15 protein-coding genes and 2 tRNA genes are annotated in these 14,236 nt (G+C 62.9%); 11 read left to right on the top strand and 6 right to left on the bottom strand.

The features are described from left to right. Positions 1 to 171: 171 nt before the first annotated feature. On the bottom strand, positions 172 to 678 hold the full coding sequence (locus tag E4P09_RS12750) for a phosphotransferase enzyme family protein (protein ID WP_137389966.1): 507 nt from the start codon (positions 676 to 678) through the stop codon (positions 172 to 174). 101 nt (positions 679 to 779) lie between these two features. Between E4P09_RS12750 and E4P09_RS12755 the strand changes: the two genes are divergently transcribed. From E4P09_RS12755 to E4P09_RS12800, 10 genes are all read left to right on the top strand, one after another. Further along, entirely contained in the window at positions 780 to 1,007 is a 228-nt protein-coding gene (locus E4P09_RS12755) for a hypothetical protein (RefSeq protein WP_137389967.1), read from the top strand. Next, positions 1,004 to 1,912 (top strand): ABC transporter substrate-binding protein, encoded by a 909-nt coding sequence (locus tag E4P09_RS12760; RefSeq protein ID WP_205042096.1) that lies wholly within the window; start codon positions 1,004 to 1,006, stop codon positions 1,910 to 1,912. The genes E4P09_RS12755 and E4P09_RS12760 overlap by 4 nt, the downstream gene beginning before the upstream one ends. A 69-nt stretch (positions 1,913 to 1,981) precedes the next feature. Beyond that, positions 1,982 to 2,716 carry an amino acid ABC transporter permease gene (locus E4P09_RS12765; RefSeq protein ID WP_239025155.1) on the top strand — a complete coding sequence of 245 codons (735 nt, stop codon included), beginning with the start codon at positions 1,982 to 1,984 and terminating at the stop codon, positions 2,714 to 2,716. Between the two features lie 5 nt (positions 2,717 to 2,721). Then, on the top strand, positions 2,722 to 3,453 hold the full coding sequence (locus E4P09_RS12770) for an amino acid ABC transporter ATP-binding protein (protein WP_137390304.1): 732 nt from the start codon (positions 2,722 to 2,724) through the stop codon (positions 3,451 to 3,453). Further along, positions 3,453 to 4,208: a GntR family transcriptional regulator gene (locus E4P09_RS12775; protein WP_137389968.1), complete on the top strand. Its 756-nt coding sequence runs from the start codon at positions 3,453 to 3,455 to the stop codon at positions 4,206 to 4,208. Before E4P09_RS12770 ends, E4P09_RS12775 begins: the two co-directional genes overlap by 1 nt. Continuing rightward, positions 4,205 to 5,440 (top strand): pyridoxal phosphate-dependent aminotransferase, encoded by a 1,236-nt coding sequence (locus E4P09_RS12780; protein WP_205042097.1) that lies wholly within the window; start codon positions 4,205 to 4,207, stop codon positions 5,438 to 5,440. Before E4P09_RS12775 ends, E4P09_RS12780 begins: the two co-directional genes overlap by 4 nt. Next, entirely contained in the window at positions 5,437 to 6,528 is a 1,092-nt protein-coding gene (locus tag E4P09_RS12785; RefSeq protein WP_137389969.1) for a mandelate racemase/muconate lactonizing enzyme family protein, read from the top strand. Before E4P09_RS12780 ends, E4P09_RS12785 begins: the two co-directional genes overlap by 4 nt. Further along, positions 6,525 to 7,682: a M20 family metallopeptidase gene (locus E4P09_RS12790; RefSeq protein WP_137389970.1), complete on the top strand. Its 1,158-nt coding sequence runs from the start codon at positions 6,525 to 6,527 to the stop codon at positions 7,680 to 7,682. Before E4P09_RS12785 ends, E4P09_RS12790 begins: the two co-directional genes overlap by 4 nt. Beyond that, positions 7,679 to 8,506: a carbon-nitrogen hydrolase family protein gene (locus tag E4P09_RS12795; RefSeq protein ID WP_170984400.1), complete on the top strand. Its 828-nt coding sequence runs from the start codon at positions 7,679 to 7,681 to the stop codon at positions 8,504 to 8,506. The genes E4P09_RS12790 and E4P09_RS12795 overlap by 4 nt, the downstream gene beginning before the upstream one ends. A gap of 2 nt (positions 8,507 to 8,508) precedes the next feature. Beyond that, positions 8,509 to 9,645 (top strand): M24 family metallopeptidase, encoded by a 1,137-nt coding sequence (locus E4P09_RS12800; RefSeq protein WP_137389972.1) that lies wholly within the window; start codon positions 8,509 to 8,511, stop codon positions 9,643 to 9,645. Between the two features lie 27 nt (positions 9,646 to 9,672). Here E4P09_RS12800 and E4P09_RS12805 read toward each other — a convergent pair. Beyond that, a tRNA-Pro gene (locus tag E4P09_RS12805) sits at positions 9,673 to 9,749 on the bottom strand. A gap of 117 nt (positions 9,750 to 9,866) precedes the next feature. On the opposite strand from E4P09_RS12805, the gene E4P09_RS12810 reads away from it, so the two are divergent. Then, positions 9,867 to 9,940, top strand: a tRNA-Gln gene (locus E4P09_RS12810). Between the two features lie 20 nt (positions 9,941 to 9,960). On the opposite strand, the gene E4P09_RS12815 is transcribed toward E4P09_RS12810, so the two are convergent. The 4 genes from E4P09_RS12815 to E4P09_RS12830 all read right to left on the bottom strand — a co-directional run bounded on the left by E4P09_RS12815 (position 9,961) and on the right by E4P09_RS12830 (position 14,229). Next, positions 9,961 to 10,467: a cupin gene (locus E4P09_RS12815; RefSeq protein WP_428977712.1), complete on the bottom strand. Its 507-nt coding sequence runs from the start codon at positions 10,465 to 10,467 to the stop codon at positions 9,961 to 9,963. A gap of 216 nt (positions 10,468 to 10,683) precedes the next feature. Beyond that, complete coding sequence (locus tag E4P09_RS12820) at positions 10,684 to 11,133, bottom strand: hypothetical protein (protein ID WP_137389973.1); 450 nt, start codon at positions 11,131 to 11,133, stop codon at positions 10,684 to 10,686. A 188-nt stretch (positions 11,134 to 11,321) separates the two neighbouring features. Next, positions 11,322 to 13,127, bottom strand: a complete 1,806-nt coding sequence (locus E4P09_RS12825) for an ABC transporter permease subunit (RefSeq protein WP_137389974.1) — start codon at positions 13,125 to 13,127, stop codon at positions 11,322 to 11,324. Beyond that, entirely contained in the window at positions 13,120 to 14,229 is a 1,110-nt protein-coding gene (locus tag E4P09_RS12830; protein ID WP_137389975.1) for an ABC transporter ATP-binding protein, read from the bottom strand. The genes E4P09_RS12825 and E4P09_RS12830 overlap by 8 nt, the downstream gene beginning before the upstream one ends. Positions 14,230 to 14,236 lie beyond the last annotated feature (7 nt).

The following is a 14,236-nucleotide window of genomic DNA, read 5'->3' on the forward strand; positions in this document are numbered from 1 at the left end:
CTCGCCGGACTGCCCGATCCATTCAGGGGCAAGCATACCCCGCGAGGGCCGGTGCGGGCAGCAGAATCTTGCGCAGATGAAGAGCAGGCAATTTTGGTTTTAAGAGGGCACCGCGCGGCGTCGAAGGCTGGGGGTCGTCCTGTTTGTCCACGCGGCTCCAGGTGCAATCAGCTAAGCGCGCTTGGCACTAGCCGAAGACGGATCGACATCTACGGGCGTTCGCGCAGATAAGCCTCTGCCAGCTGTACTGTGCCTTCGGCAAAGGTCGGCGCAAGTTCGCGGGCAATGTCGACCTCGGCATGCGAGCCGATCCAGGCCAGCAAGGCCGTGCGCCGAAGCATGAGAAAGGTGTCGATCTCGCGCGCCTCCTCCTCCGAAAGCAGCCGCACACGAACGATAGCCTTTCACCCAAGCCGCCTTCAGCGCCGGCACCTGTGGATGGTCTTCGATGAAGGAAACGCCCGCCGCAAAATCGTAGAGGAACCAGCCGAACCCGCAGTCGTCGAAGTCAATGAGGCGGGTCATACCATCATCGATAAGCAGATTGGCCAGCCGCATGTCGGCATGGATCAGGCCATAGCGGTCGGAGGACTTGCCGAACGTCGCCAGCCGGCTGATGAGCTCGCGCTTCAGCCGCTCCAGCAGCGTGCGGATCTCGGGCGTGACGTTCGGGGCCATCGCGCCAGTCGCCCCAGGTGGGACTGGGCCCGAAGACAGCCTTCTCGTCCCAGATCAGCCGCTCGAAACCCGACTGGCCGCCGCCCCCGCCGGGAATGCTCATGGGTTCGGGCGGCGATCTCGCCGAGTTGCTCAAAGGGGCCGACGAGATCCTGGTTCTGTTGCGGCTCTTCATCTTCGACAAAGGCGAACATCACCATGTGCCGCTCGTTCGGAAGCCCATCGATGTGCGCCGTCTGAATCGGACTGCCGTCCCTCCCGGTGAAATAGCTCGGCCGGCGCTCTCACGTAGGCGCCATCCGTCGCTGCAACCGGTCTTTCGAGATTGACAAGCCCCGAACACGCCTCCTACAAAATACAAAATAATGGATTTTGGATCCAAACAAAAAAGGGGAAAGCGATGAAACAGACATTTTTAGTTGCCGTGCTTTTTGCGCTAGCACTGGTGGGTCCTTCCGCAGCCCAAAACACTGAGCCTCGCGTCGCTCCGCCGAGCGAATTGGTCGAGAAGGGAACGCTGACCTACGGGACGGCGGCAAGCTTTCCGCCCTTTGAGTACAAGGACCCGGGCACCGGCAACGTCACTGGTTTCGACATCGAGATGATCGAGACGCTGGCCGGCTACATGGGGCTTAAGACTGACATCCTCGACATCGATTTCGACGGCCTCGTGCCAGCCTTGCGCGGCGGCCGCATCGACGTCATCAACTCCGCCATGTACATCAAGCCGGAGCGCGAGGAGCAGATCGACTTCGTCCGCTACATGGTGATCGGCGAGGCGATCGTCGTTCCGCAGGGCAATCCCAAGAACATTTCCACCCTCCCGGATGATCTGTCCGGTCTGAACGTTGCCGTTACCCGCGGGGCGATCGGCGAGCGCTACATGGTCGACTTCAACAAGCAGCTCGAGGCCAAGGGGATGAAGCCGATGAGCATCATGACATTCCCGACCAACCAGGACGCCCTGCTTGCTGTTCACAGTGGCCGCGCCGATGCCTTCGACACGTCGATTCCGGGCGCCGCCTATCTCAACAAGGAGCGCCCCGGCGAGTTTCAGGTTGCCGCGACCTTCGATCTCGGCACACAGATCGGGATCGGCACCCGCAAGGGCGATGAAGACATGCAGCGTGCCCTCAACGAGGCGATGAAAATCTTCGTCGAGGAAGGCGAATACGAGCGCTTGCTGCAGAAATACAACCTTCCGGCCGAGGTGAACTACTTCGCGAAAAAGTAAGTCGAGGTCGCTCTGCAGGGCGGCCACGTCGCCCTGCAGCTTTCGTCCGAGGTAGCGAGGAGGACACTCGTGCCAGCCTTCCTGGAATACTTCTTCTCAATCAATTTCGTCATTGGCGCGGGCATCACACTGGCGTTGACGCTGCTCTCGATGATCCTGGGTATTATCGGCGGACTCGTCCTTGCCCTTATCAAGACCTCGGGCATTCGCATTCTGCAGGCGCCGACGGACCTCTATATCTGGCTGTTTCGTGGCACGCCCGTCCTACTGCAGCTGATTTTCATCTTCAACGCGTTGCCACAGATGGGATTGCGCTTCTCCGCCTTCACCTCGGCGGTGATTGCCCTGACGCTCAACGAAGCCGCCTACATGGCCGAGATCATTCGGGCCGGCATCGGCTCGGTCGATAAGGGGCAGCGCAGCGCCGCCCGCGTTCTCGGATTGCGCGACGCACAGATCATGCGGCACATCATTCTGCCGCAGGCGATGCGGCTCATTATCCCGCCGACTGGCAACCAGTTCATCGGGATGCTGAAGACATCAGCGCTGGCTTCGGTCATCGCCGTGCAGGATCTTCTCCTACGCGCACAGCGCATCGCAAGCGCGAATTTCGACTACGTCAACACGCTTCTCGCCGCCGGAATTTGGTACCTGATCCTGACAACCCTGTTCACATTCGGTCAGCGCTGGCTCGAAAGATACATGGATGTTTCCCGCCGCAAGCGTCCGAATACACCCGGGTCCAATGGTCTGGAAACGCCTGCCTCCCTGACGACGGGTGACGCGCGACGACCAAGCACGTGACCGAAATGCCCATCCTCGAAGTCGAAAACGTACACAAGTCCTATGGCCCGGTCAGAGTCCTGAACGACATCAGCTTCGAGCAGGCGAACGGCGAAGCCGTCGTGATCGTCGGCTCCTCGGGTTCGGGCAAGTCGACGCTGCTGCGCTGTATTGCCGGCCTGGAGGACGTGGATGGTGGCAGCATTAGCTTCGACGGCAAGCGAGTTGCGGCCGACAAGGCGTCACGCAACGCGCTTCAGGGCGAGATCGGGATGCTCTTCCAGTCCTTCAATCTGTTCCCGCATCTCACTGTCCTGGACAACATCACGCTGGCGCCGCGTCTGGTTCGCGACACGCCCCGTAGCCAAGCCGAGAATCGTGCGCGTGAGCTGCTGGAGAAGGTGGGGCTCAGTCAGAAGGTCCACAGCTATCCCGGCGAACTGTCCGGCGGCCAGGCGCAGCGCGTGGCTATTGCGCGAGCGCTCGCAATGGATCCGAAGCTCATGCTCTTCGACGAGCCGACCTCGGCCCTCGATCCCGAACTCACGAAGGAAGTGCTCGATGTGATGCTGAACCTCGTCCAGGACGGCATGACCGTCACGATCGTCACCCACGAGATGAACTTCGCGCGCAAGGCCGCGGATCGGCTGGTCTTCATGGAGCATGGAAGGATCGTCGAACAGGGCCCGACGGAGGATCTCTTCACCAACCCGAGGCACGAACGGACCGCCCAATTTCTAAAGCAGATATCGGACTGATGGCCAAGACTTCCGACCCATTCATCAGAACAGATCTGTCTTCCGAAACAGAAGGTTACCGCACGAAGGCGGATTGGGCCTATCTCCAGCTGAGACGCTGGATCCAGTCGAACACGCTGCAGCCCGAAGAGCGTCTCGACCAGGAGGAACTCGCGGCGCGGCTGGGGATCAGCCGTGTGCCGCTGCGGCAGGCCTTGGTGAGACTGCAGGCAGACGGCTTGGTGGTCGGCCGCCCGCATGCCGGCGCCACGGTTGCACCGTTGTCGCTTGAAGATGCCGAGGACGTTTATGCCGCCCGGGCCGTCATGGAGCCAATGCTGACTGAGATGGCCGTCGCACGCCTCGCCGATGACACCATTCGCGAGCTCGAAATCCTGGTGGAGCGGCAGCAGCAGGCGCTGTCGAAAGGCGCCTTCCCGCAACTCCTGGAGCTCGATCGGCAATTCCATAATCGCCTGTACGCTCAATCCGGCTACAGGACGTCGTACCAGATCGTTCAGCGGCTGCGCGATCAAAGCGACCGGTATGTCGCCATCTATCAGGGCGATATGGAACGGTCGAAAACCACGCTCGCCGAGCATCGCGAAATCGTCCGGCTGTGTGCTGCCCGAGACGCAGCCGGCGCCAGCAGGTTGATGCGCGAGCACGTGCAGCGCGGCATCGACTATTTGCAGCGGAGCCTGACGGTGCGACCTCGGCCTGAATCCGAGGAAGCCACCCATCTTGAGACGATGGCAACCAGGAGAACCAAGTGACGACTTCAGACGTCTTCGGCAAAATCCCAGGGAGGATCGAAAAACTCTCGATGCCTGGATGGCAGCCCAAGCTCGGCCAATCCCTTCGCGCTGCCGAGCGCGAGCTTGAGCGCGCCAAGTACGATGGCAAGCTTCTCGACCTTACCTGTGCCGATACACATCGGTTCCCGCCGCCGCCCTGGGCGCTTGAGATGTTCCAACGCGCAGCCAGCGGCGAGGGGATGACCTACACACCCTATGCCGGCGACGTGTCCGTCCGCCAGGCGGTGGCCGACAATCTCGGAAAGACACTCGGGCTCACGGCAAAGGTAGAGAATGTCATTCTCACGCCCGGGACACAGGCGGGTCTCTATACCGCCTTGTCGTCCATCGTCGAGCAGGGCGACCATGTGATCCTTGCCGACCCGGAATATCTCTCGACCGAGCGGATGCTCCATTACCTCGGCGCGACCGTGACGCATGTCCCTCTCATTCGAGACAGCACCGGGCTGGCGATGCTCGATGTCGAGACCCTCGAGGCGGCCATGAGAAGGCGCCCGGCCCTCCTCGTGTTCTCGAACCCGAACAATCCAACCGGCGCGGTACACAGCAAGCACTCGATCGAGACCATCGCCAGGCTTGCGAAAACCTACAACGTGCCCGTGCTGGTCGACCAACTCTACTGCCGGCTCGTCTATGGTGACACGAAGTTCCATCACCTGGCGGCGATCGAGGGCATGGCAGAGCGCACCGTCACCCTGCTCGGCCCCTCCAAGACGGAATCGCTGAGCGGCTATCGGCTCGGCGTGGCACTGGCGCCCAGCGGTCTTATCGAGCGAATGGAAGATGTGCTCAGCGTCTCCGCGCTGCGGGCGCCTGCCTATGCTCAGCACGTTCTCAAGCGCTGGCTTGCCGACGATCAGGACTATGTGGCCAAGCGGATCGGCGAATATGAGAACCTCCGCAACATGGCGATCGAGCGCTTCGCCAAGACCAATCTCCTTGAGGTGATCCCGGCGCGCGGCACCGCCTATCTCTTTGTGCACAGCACCGCCGGCCTTCCCGACCAGAAGCTTGCGCTCGCACTCAAGACCCAGGCCGGCCTCGTGGTGAATCCCGGCTATCAGTTCGGTCCGCGCGGGGAAGGACATTTCCGGATCTGTTTCGCGCAGGACGAGAAGGCGTGGGAAGGCGCGCTGGAACGCATCGTTGAAACCGTAACGCGGCTTGCCCGGATCAACGTGACGGCATGAGCAATATCTCGGCAGTGCGGCTCTACCGGGCGGACCTTCCGTTGCGGGTGGGTCTGAAGCATGCATCCGCGTCCGAGGCGGCGCTTGAGGAGGTCTTTCTTCGGGTGGAGACGTCCACCGGCGAGTTTGGCATGGCAGAAGTCCGTGGCAATGGTGCCTATGCCACTGGGGCGGGCACAGCAACCGTTCTGCGCGAGACGGAAGAAGCGGTTGTCGGCGCGCTGCTGGGATGTCGACTTGCCGACGCTCCGCAGCGCATTGCAGCGCTTTCATGCAAGCCGCTCGTCAAGGCGCTCGCCGATAGCGCCGTGCATGACGCGCTTGCCCGGGAAGCCGGTCAGCCGCTCTGCCAGTTCCTCGGCGCCTCCCCGCCGGACGCCATCGCGACGCATGCCCAGATCGGCTTCTGCGCACTCGACGACGCGGTGTCGCGCGCGCAGGCGGCGGTGGAACAAGGCTTTCGACGCCTGAAGGTGCGTGTCGGACGGCCCAGCGCCGAGGCTGATATCGACATCCTTCGAGCCCTGCGCGAAACGGTCGGCAAGGAGGTCGCCCTGGCGATCGATGCGAATGGGGGCTGGGACGCCGAGAAGGCGATTTTCGTCTTGCGCGCGATTGGTGCCAGCGACATCGCCTGGGCCGAACAGCCGACCCCGTCCGGGGATGATGAAGCGCTGAGAAGGGTGCTAGAATCGACGGACATTCCGATCATCGGCGATGAATCGATCAGAACGGCCGCGGATATCGAGCGGCTGTCGCGCCTCGAAGCGATCGACGGGGTGCATCTGAAGCTGGAGAAAGCGGGCACAATCGCCAACTTGATGCATCTCACGCACCGGGCACGGGAGGCCGGGCTCAAGGTTTGCATCGGCCAGATGGATCAGGGGCGCCTCGGCAGCAGCATCACCGCACATCTTGCAGCATCTATCGATGCCCAAGCCTACGAGCTTTGGGGCTTTCAACACGTGATCGCCGATGTCGCGACCGGCCTCGACATCCGGAATGGATCGATGATGGTGCCGAGCGGTCCGGGCACGGGCGTAACGGTGGACATGGACCGTCTGACCTTGGTGAGAGAATTTGCATGAGTGACGTGGCTGAGCTGTTACAGAGACTGGTAAGAATCGACACCAGGAATCCGCCCGGCAACGAGATCGAGGCGGCCCGCATGCTCGGCGGCTGGCTGGGCGATCGCGGTATCGCGTGGTCGATCGACGAATTTGCGCCCGGCCGGGCCAACCTCTTTGCCGAGGTGCGCGCCACGAAGCCCGGGCGGTCGATCATGTTCAACACCCACACGGATGTCGTGCCGACCGGCAATGATTGGACTCACGATCCCTTTTCCGCCACCCTGATTGATGGCGTCATCTGGGGCCGCGGCGCCGCAGATTCCAAGGGCAGCCTCGCCGCGATGGCCATCGCGCTCGCGCGTTTTGCTGCTCGCCGTGATACGTTCTCAGGGGCCGTTCAGCTCACGGCGGTTGCCGACGAGGAGGCGCACAGCCGTGGCGCCAAGCGCTTCCTCGAACAAGTCCAGCAGCGGCCGGATGCCGTCATTGTCGGCGAGCCCACCGATCTGCGCCTGATGGCGGCACACAAGGGCAGCCTTCGGCCAGTGATCGAGATCATCGGCCGCGCGTCTCACGCGGCCCTGCCGCAACATGGCGTCAATGCCATCGAGGGCGCGAGTAAGCTGCTGTCCAGCCTGGATGGCTTGCGGGAGAAGGTTCAGGCAAAGGCCCACCCTCTCGTCGGCAGCCCGACGATCGTGCCGGTACTCATTCAGGGGGGCGAGGCGCCCAATATGGTGCCCAATCGCTGCCGCGTCACCTTTGACCGGCGTCTCGTGCCCGGCGAGACGGAAGACGCCGTCATCGCGCAGTTCAAGACCTGGCTCGAGGCCTTCGAGTCCAGCACGGAGGGTTACACCGCGCGTATCGTCGACCTTGCACCGAGTACCGGCGGACCATCCGAAACGCTGCCTGACCATCCCTTTGTGATCGCCTGTCAGGCTGGCCTCGCCGAGATCGGCCTCCCGACAGCGCTTTCCGGGCTCGTGGTGAACTGTGACATGAGTTCGTTCCGTGCTGCTGGCATTCCGGCGGTCGTATGCGGGCCCGGAAGCCCCGACGTCATGCATGCACGTGACGAGCACATCACGGTTGCAGCGCTGGAGCGCGGCGTCGATGCCTATGAGTCGATGGCGCGGCAATGGCTCGCGGGCGTTGGAGGCGTCGCATGAAGACGTTGGCCGTCGCACAGGCTCCAAGCTTCCCCGGACAAATCGACAGGAATGTCGAACAGGCGATTGCGCTGATCTCGACGGCGGCCGAAGCGGGCGCCGACATCGTCGTTCTTCCCGAGCTTTTCCTGTGTGGCTACGACCCGGCTGCCATCAAGGCCAACCCCGCAGCCCATGTGCTCAAGCCTGATGACGACCCTTGCAAGCGGCTCACGCGCGCATCGGCCGAGCGCCGGGTCGCGGTGATCGTCGGTGGTGCGATAGAGGTTGACGGTGGCGTTGCGAACGCAGCGCTCGTCATCGCTCCTGACGGGGACATCATCCATGTCTATCGCAAGGCCCATCTCTGGGGCACGGAGGCGGAGGCCTTCGTTGCCGGAGGAGGTCCCGTCCTGGTCAACCTGGCCGGCACGCGCATCGGCCTGTCGATCTGTTTCGATGCCGGCTTTCCCGAGCACATGCGTGCTCTCGCGCTTGCCGGCGCCGATGTCATCGCATGCCCCGCCGCCTTTGCGGTCGGCGAGGAGCGTCACCGCTACAACCTCTACTATCCGGTCCGCGCGCTCGAGAATACGCTCTATCTCGGTGTCTCGAACGCCGTCGGGCTGCAGGGCGGGTTGGAGATGTTCGGCGAGAGTGCGCTGTTCAGCCCTCGTGGACATGAAATCGCTCGCATCCAGGACAGCGTGGGTGTGGCCGTAACGGCCATAGACAGCGCTGAGATTGCCAGGGCGCGCGCAGACCTTCCCTATCTCGCCAATCTGGCGAACAGCCCGAACCCCCTTCCCGCCCGGATCAATATTCCCGTCATCGAGTGGAGCTGATTATGGCACCTGTGTTTCCCCGAGAAGAATACGCCTGGCGGCAATCCCGGTTTCGCGAGGCGCTCGACAAGGCCGGCATCGACATGTGTCTGGTCACCGGGCCTGAAAGCGTCTGCTACCTCACGGGCCATGCCACCCCCGGCTATTACACCTACCAGGCGCTCGTCTTTCCGCGGAGGGCGGAACCGATCCTGATCATGCGGGAGTCCGAGGTCATCAATGCCGAGGAACTGACCTATTTGGATCGTGACCGGATCGAGGGCTATCCCGACAATATCGATCCGATCGAAGTCACGGCGAAGATCATGAAATCGGCCGGACCGCTCAACAAGGTCGGGTTTGATACCCGCTCATGGTTCCTCACACCGTTCCAGTATGAACGATTGCTCACAGCGCTCAATCCGGGCGAGACTGCGACGGTGGACAGTCTCCTCTCTGCTCTCCGCATCATCAAGAGCCCTCGCGAGATCGACGCGATCCGCGATGCGGCACGCATTGTCAATCTGGCTGCGAAGGCGGCGATCGCACAGATCCGTCCCGGCATACGCGAGCGTGACGTGGCGGCGACGATCTTCGATACGATGGTGCGCGAGGGTTCCGAGTTTCTGGGCATGGAGCCGTTCGTCGCCTCCGGTCCACGCAGCGGCAACATACACGCGACCTGGACCGATCGAGAGATCCGGGAGGGCGAGCCCGTGCTGTTCGAGCATGCCGCGGCGGTGAAGCGCTACCACGCGGTTCTGATGCACACGGTTGCCGTCGGCCGTTTACCGGACGACCTTCAGAAGGTCGCCGACACCTGTGCCAAGGCTCGTGACGCGACGATTGCCACCATGCGGCCCGGGGTGACGGCGGAGGACTGCCACAAGGCCTGCGTGAAAGCGATCGAAGACAATGGGCTGCTGGAATATTACCGCAAGCGCACGGGCTATTCGGTCGGCATCGCCTTTGCGCCCGACTGGGGCGAGGGCGGCATTCTCAGCCTTGGCTACGGTCAGACGACGAAACTGCAGCCTGGGATGGTCTTGCACGCGGTTCCTGCAATCCGCATCCCCGGCCGTGGCGGGGTCGGGCTGAGCGCGACGGTGCTGATCACCGAAAGCGGCGCGGAAATCCTGACGACTGCCGAGGGCGGGTAACGAACGCCAGTAAGTCAAGCGTTAGGATGGTCGGAGTGGCGTGATTCGAACACGCGACCCCCTCGTCCCGAACGAGGTGCGCTACCAGGCTGCGCTACACTCCGACTGCGGGCTATATAGCGCCGCGTCCAGGCGTCCGCAACCCGTCTGTCACGTCCTGCTGAAATCGGTGTTCGGGCGATTGCGCTGATCGATCAGAATGATTATGGTCCGGCCCGTCTTGGGGCGTGGCCAAGCGGTAAGGCAACGGGTTTTGGTCCCGTGATCCCAGGTTCGAATCCTGGCGCCCCAGCCAAGTTCTACCCGCGGACGTTGCTAAGCCGGCCGCCAGAGGGAGGTCAGCGGCCCGTCCGCGCCCAGCACGGGATCGGTGCTGGGCAGCGGCACCTGGGCGATGCGGGTCAGGATTTCCGGCCTGGCGGCATCGCAGCATATGTCCCAGTCCTGGCCGGGCGGATACGCGCCCACAACAAGGAAGTCCTCGCTTGCTTCAAGCCGGCAATGTCCAGTGCCCGCCGGAAGCACAGCGGCGTCGCCAGCATTGACCCTTACCTCACGCCCACCCGGGCCGCCGAGTACCAGTCGTGCCGTCCCGCGGGCGAAACCCAGCGCCTCATGGGCGGTGGAGTGATAGTGGTGAAAAGAATAGATGCCGCTCCGCCACTGCGGCGACCACCCGGTCCGGCGGAACAGGTCCTCTAAAGTTGCAGCCGGATCGGTGACATCAAGGCTCTTCACAGCACCGCGGTAGATCAGTACCGGCAGGCGCGGATTGTTCGGCATCCAGCCATTGGGCCCAAGCTGAAGGGTCTCTGGCCGTATTCCGATCGAATTATGATGGGTTTCAGACGGGCTCGCAGTCGTCGAGTTCATGTCTCAGCCACGCGATCATCAGCAATGTCATGCCTGAGGATTCAATCGCGTGGCGCACAGCATCGTTCCCATCGCAAACCCCTCGTAGCGCTCGCGACGAAACACGGCTGGCCCGCCTGGAGGCAAGCCAGCCATTTTGCGAACGGCTAAACGCTGCTTAAACGCTCAGGACGAGCCCTTGAGCTGCGCGTTGCAATGGCTGTAATAGCCACCGCCCTTCTGAATCCACTTGAGCCCGTTAAGCGCGTTGGCGTCCTTGGCCGCGTAGTAGCTGTCGAGGCATGTGTGCATGCGGGCCTTGCCGGGCGATTCCGATGCGTATTTCGGCGAGATGCTCGTGGGGAAGCCGATACCCTGCGGCGCAGGCGCAGCAGGCGCCGGTGGCTCCTGGCTGTATTGCGCCTCGGTTGGCGCGGGAACGGTCTCATCCTCGGCCGCGCTGGCGCTGCACTGCTGCTTGCGGAAGTCATTCCACTTCAGCCCGCCGAGCGTACCTGCGCTCTTGGCGGCCTGGTATTTCGCACTGCATTCCTTCATCGTGAGCGCATGGGCTGGCGCGGACGCCAGCGAAGCTGCCAAAGCAATACCCGCCAAAGCAGTGAGACGTGTCAGCATTTCGGTTCTCCCGTTGAAGCATCAGCCCTGAACCGGCTGTACCTGAACGGTAAGAAAACTTTGTCATGCTGAGCTTGCAATCGGAAGTATTCGTCACAGTAAATTGCCTATTCCGGCACTCTCGACAATTAACATTAAATTCTATGACGCGACATCACGATGCTTAACCGATTGCTTTTGGCAAGCTTCTACGACCGACCGACTCCTCGGCGCCGTAGATATTCCGAGAGCAGGATCAAGGCAGTCATGAACACGAGAATGCCCGTCGCGACAGCGGCGAGCGCCGGGCTGACGCGCAGCAGGGCATCGTCCCACATCTGCTTCGGGAGTGTGGTGACCTGGCCGCTGGTGACGAACAGCGCTATGGTCAGCTCGTCGAAGGAGACGATGAAGGCGAACATGAAGGCGGCGATCAGGCCGGCGCGGATGAGCGGCAGGGTGACGTGATAGAAGGCGCGCGCCTTGCTGGCGCCCAGAGTATAGGCGGCTTGGTCGAGACGCTGGTCGTAGTTCTTGAGCACCGCGATGACGGTGACCACCACATACGGCATGGCCAGCACGGTGTGGCCGATGATCAGGCCCAGCGTCGTGCCCACCAAGCCAATCCGGGCAAAGACATAGAACAGGGCAACCGCGATAATGATGTGCGGCATGATAATGGGCGAGATCAGGAAGGCCAGCAACGCGGTGCCCCCGAGGCGAGCCTGACGTGCCAGATAGAAGGCGGCCGGCACCCCGATCAGCAGGCTTAAGGCCGCCGCGCTGGTCGCCACGACCAGCGACCGCCAGGCGGCGCCGATCCACAGCGGGTTCTCGAGAACGCTTTCGTACCATTCGAGGGAGAAGCCGACGGGCGGCCAGCTCAGGAAGCTCGCTTCAGTGAACGAGACCGGCACCACGAACAGTGCCGGCAACGCCAGGAACAGGATCACCGCCATGGCGACGGTCCAAAGCAGCGCTCGCCCCGTGCGCCGCGGGCGCCGGTCTGCGCGGGGCGGAGTCACGTAATCGATCGCGCGCGACACCGCATCGGTGACGGCTGCAAGGGCTACGATCACGCCGTGACCCAGGATGCCGCCTACTCGACCCAGCAAACCGGGCCGCGCGACGCTGGCTGTGCGCGCGCTCCCGCCAGAGAGGGTCGAAAGGCCAACCAGCCGGTCATAGAGATAGAAGATGACCAGGGCCACGACGAGCAGCAGCACCGCGATTGCCCCAGCAAAACCCCAGTTCAGCATTTCCTTGATCTGGAAGATGACGAGCTGAACGATCACGGTCTGCCGTTCGCTGCCGAGCAGTGCGGGCGTAATGAAGAAACCAAGCGCGGTGATGAACACCAGGAGCGCGCCGGCAGCAACCCCGGGCAGCGACAGCGGGAAATAGATACGCCAGAACGCAGCGCCCGGCCGCGCGCCGAGAGTGCCGGCCGCGCGGGTCAGGTTGCGGTCGATATTCTCCATGACTGACAGCATGGTCAGTACACAGAGCGGCATCAGCGCGTGCACCATGCCGATCATCACGCCGGTGAAATTGTAGATGAAGCTCGGCGGATCGGTGATGCCAAGCAGGCTCAAGAGCTGGTTGAGGGCCCCGTTGCGGCCGAGCAGCACGATCCAGGCGAAGGTGCGCACGAGAAAGCTCGTCCAGAACGGCATGAGTACGAAGATGACGAGCAGATTGCGCTGGTTGGGCTTGAGGGTGGCGAGCAGGTAAGCGACGGGATAACCCGCGACGACCGCGATCAGGGTGGTCCAAGCGGCAAGCTCGAAGGTGATGATGAGCACCCGGACGACGACGGTGGAGTCGAACAGGCGGACGTAATGCTCAGGCGTAAGTGCGCCGGTGCGGTCGACGATGCTGGTGGCGAGCAAGAGCAGCACGGGATAGACGAAGGCTGCACCGAGAAACAGCATGGCCGGCAGTAGCGGCCAAACCTTCAGCCAGCGGCGGGGCCTCGGGCTATGGGCCGTCTGAGGCAAGGCCATCTCAGCCATCGCGCAGCACCACGCAGGCCTCGCGTTCCCAGCTCAACGTGACCTCGGCGCCCTGCACCGGTGCGGTCCCGTGACGCTCGGTGAGAACGTGGGCGACCACCGCCTCGTCTGTTGGACCGCGAAAAAACCACTTGCTGGTGCTGCCGCTGAGGATCACCTCCCGGAACTGCGCGCGTAGGCTGTTTGTCGCAATATCGCCGTCCGCCATCCGCAGCGCTTCGGGCCGGATCATTAGCCTGATCCTGTCGCCGGGGGCGAGCCCTCCATCCGAGATGATGCCTTCTGCCCTCCCGCCGCCGGCCAGCTCCACTTCGCCATAAGCGCCGTTGCGGCTGAGCAGCTGGCCGGGCAGCAGGTTCGATTCCCCCAGGAAATCCGCCGTGAACAGACTGCGCGGCCGGAAGTAGAGCTCGTCGGGTGTGCCGATCTGCTCGATGCGGCCGTCGCGCATGAGGCAGATGCGGTCGGACATGACCAGCGCCTCCTCCTGGTCATGGGTCACATAGAGAACGGACAGCCGGAGGTCGCGGTGCAACCGCTTTATCTCCAGCTGCAGCTGCTCGCGCAGCTTCTTGTCGAGCGCGCCGAGCGGCTCATCCATCAGCACGATCGAAGGCTCGTAGACGAGGGCACGCGCCAGGGCTACCCGCTGCTGCTGGCCACCCGAGAGCTCGCGGGGGTAGCGGCTGCCCAGCTCGGGCAGGCGGATCACCTCCAGCACCCGGTTGACCGCTTTGTCGATCTCGGCCCCGGGGCGGCGGCGCATCCGCAGGGGAAACGCGATGTTCTCAAATACGGTGAGATGCGGGAACAGGGCATAGTTCTGGAAGACCATGCCGATATCGCGCATATGCGGGGGCAGATATGTCGCCGGCTGCCCATCGATACGGATCTCGCCTTCATCCGGCTCGACCAGGCCGGCGATGGTCAGCAGCAGCGTCGTCTTGCCGGAGCCGGACGGACCGAGCAGGGTCAGAAACTCGCCCTCGCGCAGGTCGATGCTCGGCCCGGCAAGGGCGACAAAGTTGCCGAAGCGCTTGCGCAGATCCCTGGCGGCAAGCTTCACCGCATGCGGCTGCTCACCTGTGGCTGTTGGGCTCATGGCAGCT

The organism is Rhodoligotrophos defluvii, assembly GCF_005281615.1.
GTDB lineage: Bacteria > Pseudomonadota > Alphaproteobacteria > Rhizobiales > Im1 > Rhodoligotrophos > Rhodoligotrophos defluvii.

Coding starts and splice junctions, on each gene's coding strand:
- E4P09_RS12750 (WP_137389966.1), bottom strand. CDS start 678: ATGGCCCCGAACGTCACGCCCGAGATCCGCACGCTGCTGGAGCGGCTG.
- E4P09_RS12755 (WP_137389967.1), top strand. CDS start 780: ATGGGTTCGGGCGGCGATCTCGCCGAGTTGCTCAAAGGGGCCGACGAG.
- E4P09_RS12770 (WP_137390304.1), top strand. CDS start 2,722: ATGCCCATCCTCGAAGTCGAAAACGTACACAAGTCCTATGGCCCGGTC.
- E4P09_RS12775 (WP_137389968.1), top strand. CDS start 3,453: ATGGCCAAGACTTCCGACCCATTCATCAGAACAGATCTGTCTTCCGAA.
- E4P09_RS12785 (WP_137389969.1), top strand. CDS start 5,437: ATGAGCAATATCTCGGCAGTGCGGCTCTACCGGGCGGACCTTCCGTTG.
- E4P09_RS12790 (WP_137389970.1), top strand. CDS start 6,525: ATGAGTGACGTGGCTGAGCTGTTACAGAGACTGGTAAGAATCGACACC.
- E4P09_RS12795 (WP_170984400.1), top strand. CDS start 7,679: ATGAAGACGTTGGCCGTCGCACAGGCTCCAAGCTTCCCCGGACAAATC.
- E4P09_RS12800 (WP_137389972.1), top strand. CDS start 8,509: ATGGCACCTGTGTTTCCCCGAGAAGAATACGCCTGGCGGCAATCCCGG.
- E4P09_RS12820 (WP_137389973.1), bottom strand. CDS start 11,133: ATGCTGACACGTCTCACTGCTTTGGCGGGTATTGCTTTGGCAGCTTCG.
- E4P09_RS12825 (WP_137389974.1), bottom strand. CDS start 13,127: ATGGCTGAGATGGCCTTGCCTCAGACGGCCCATAGCCCGAGGCCCCGC.
- E4P09_RS12830 (WP_137389975.1), bottom strand. CDS start 14,229: ATGAGCCCAACAGCCACAGGTGAGCAGCCGCATGCGGTGAAGCTTGCC.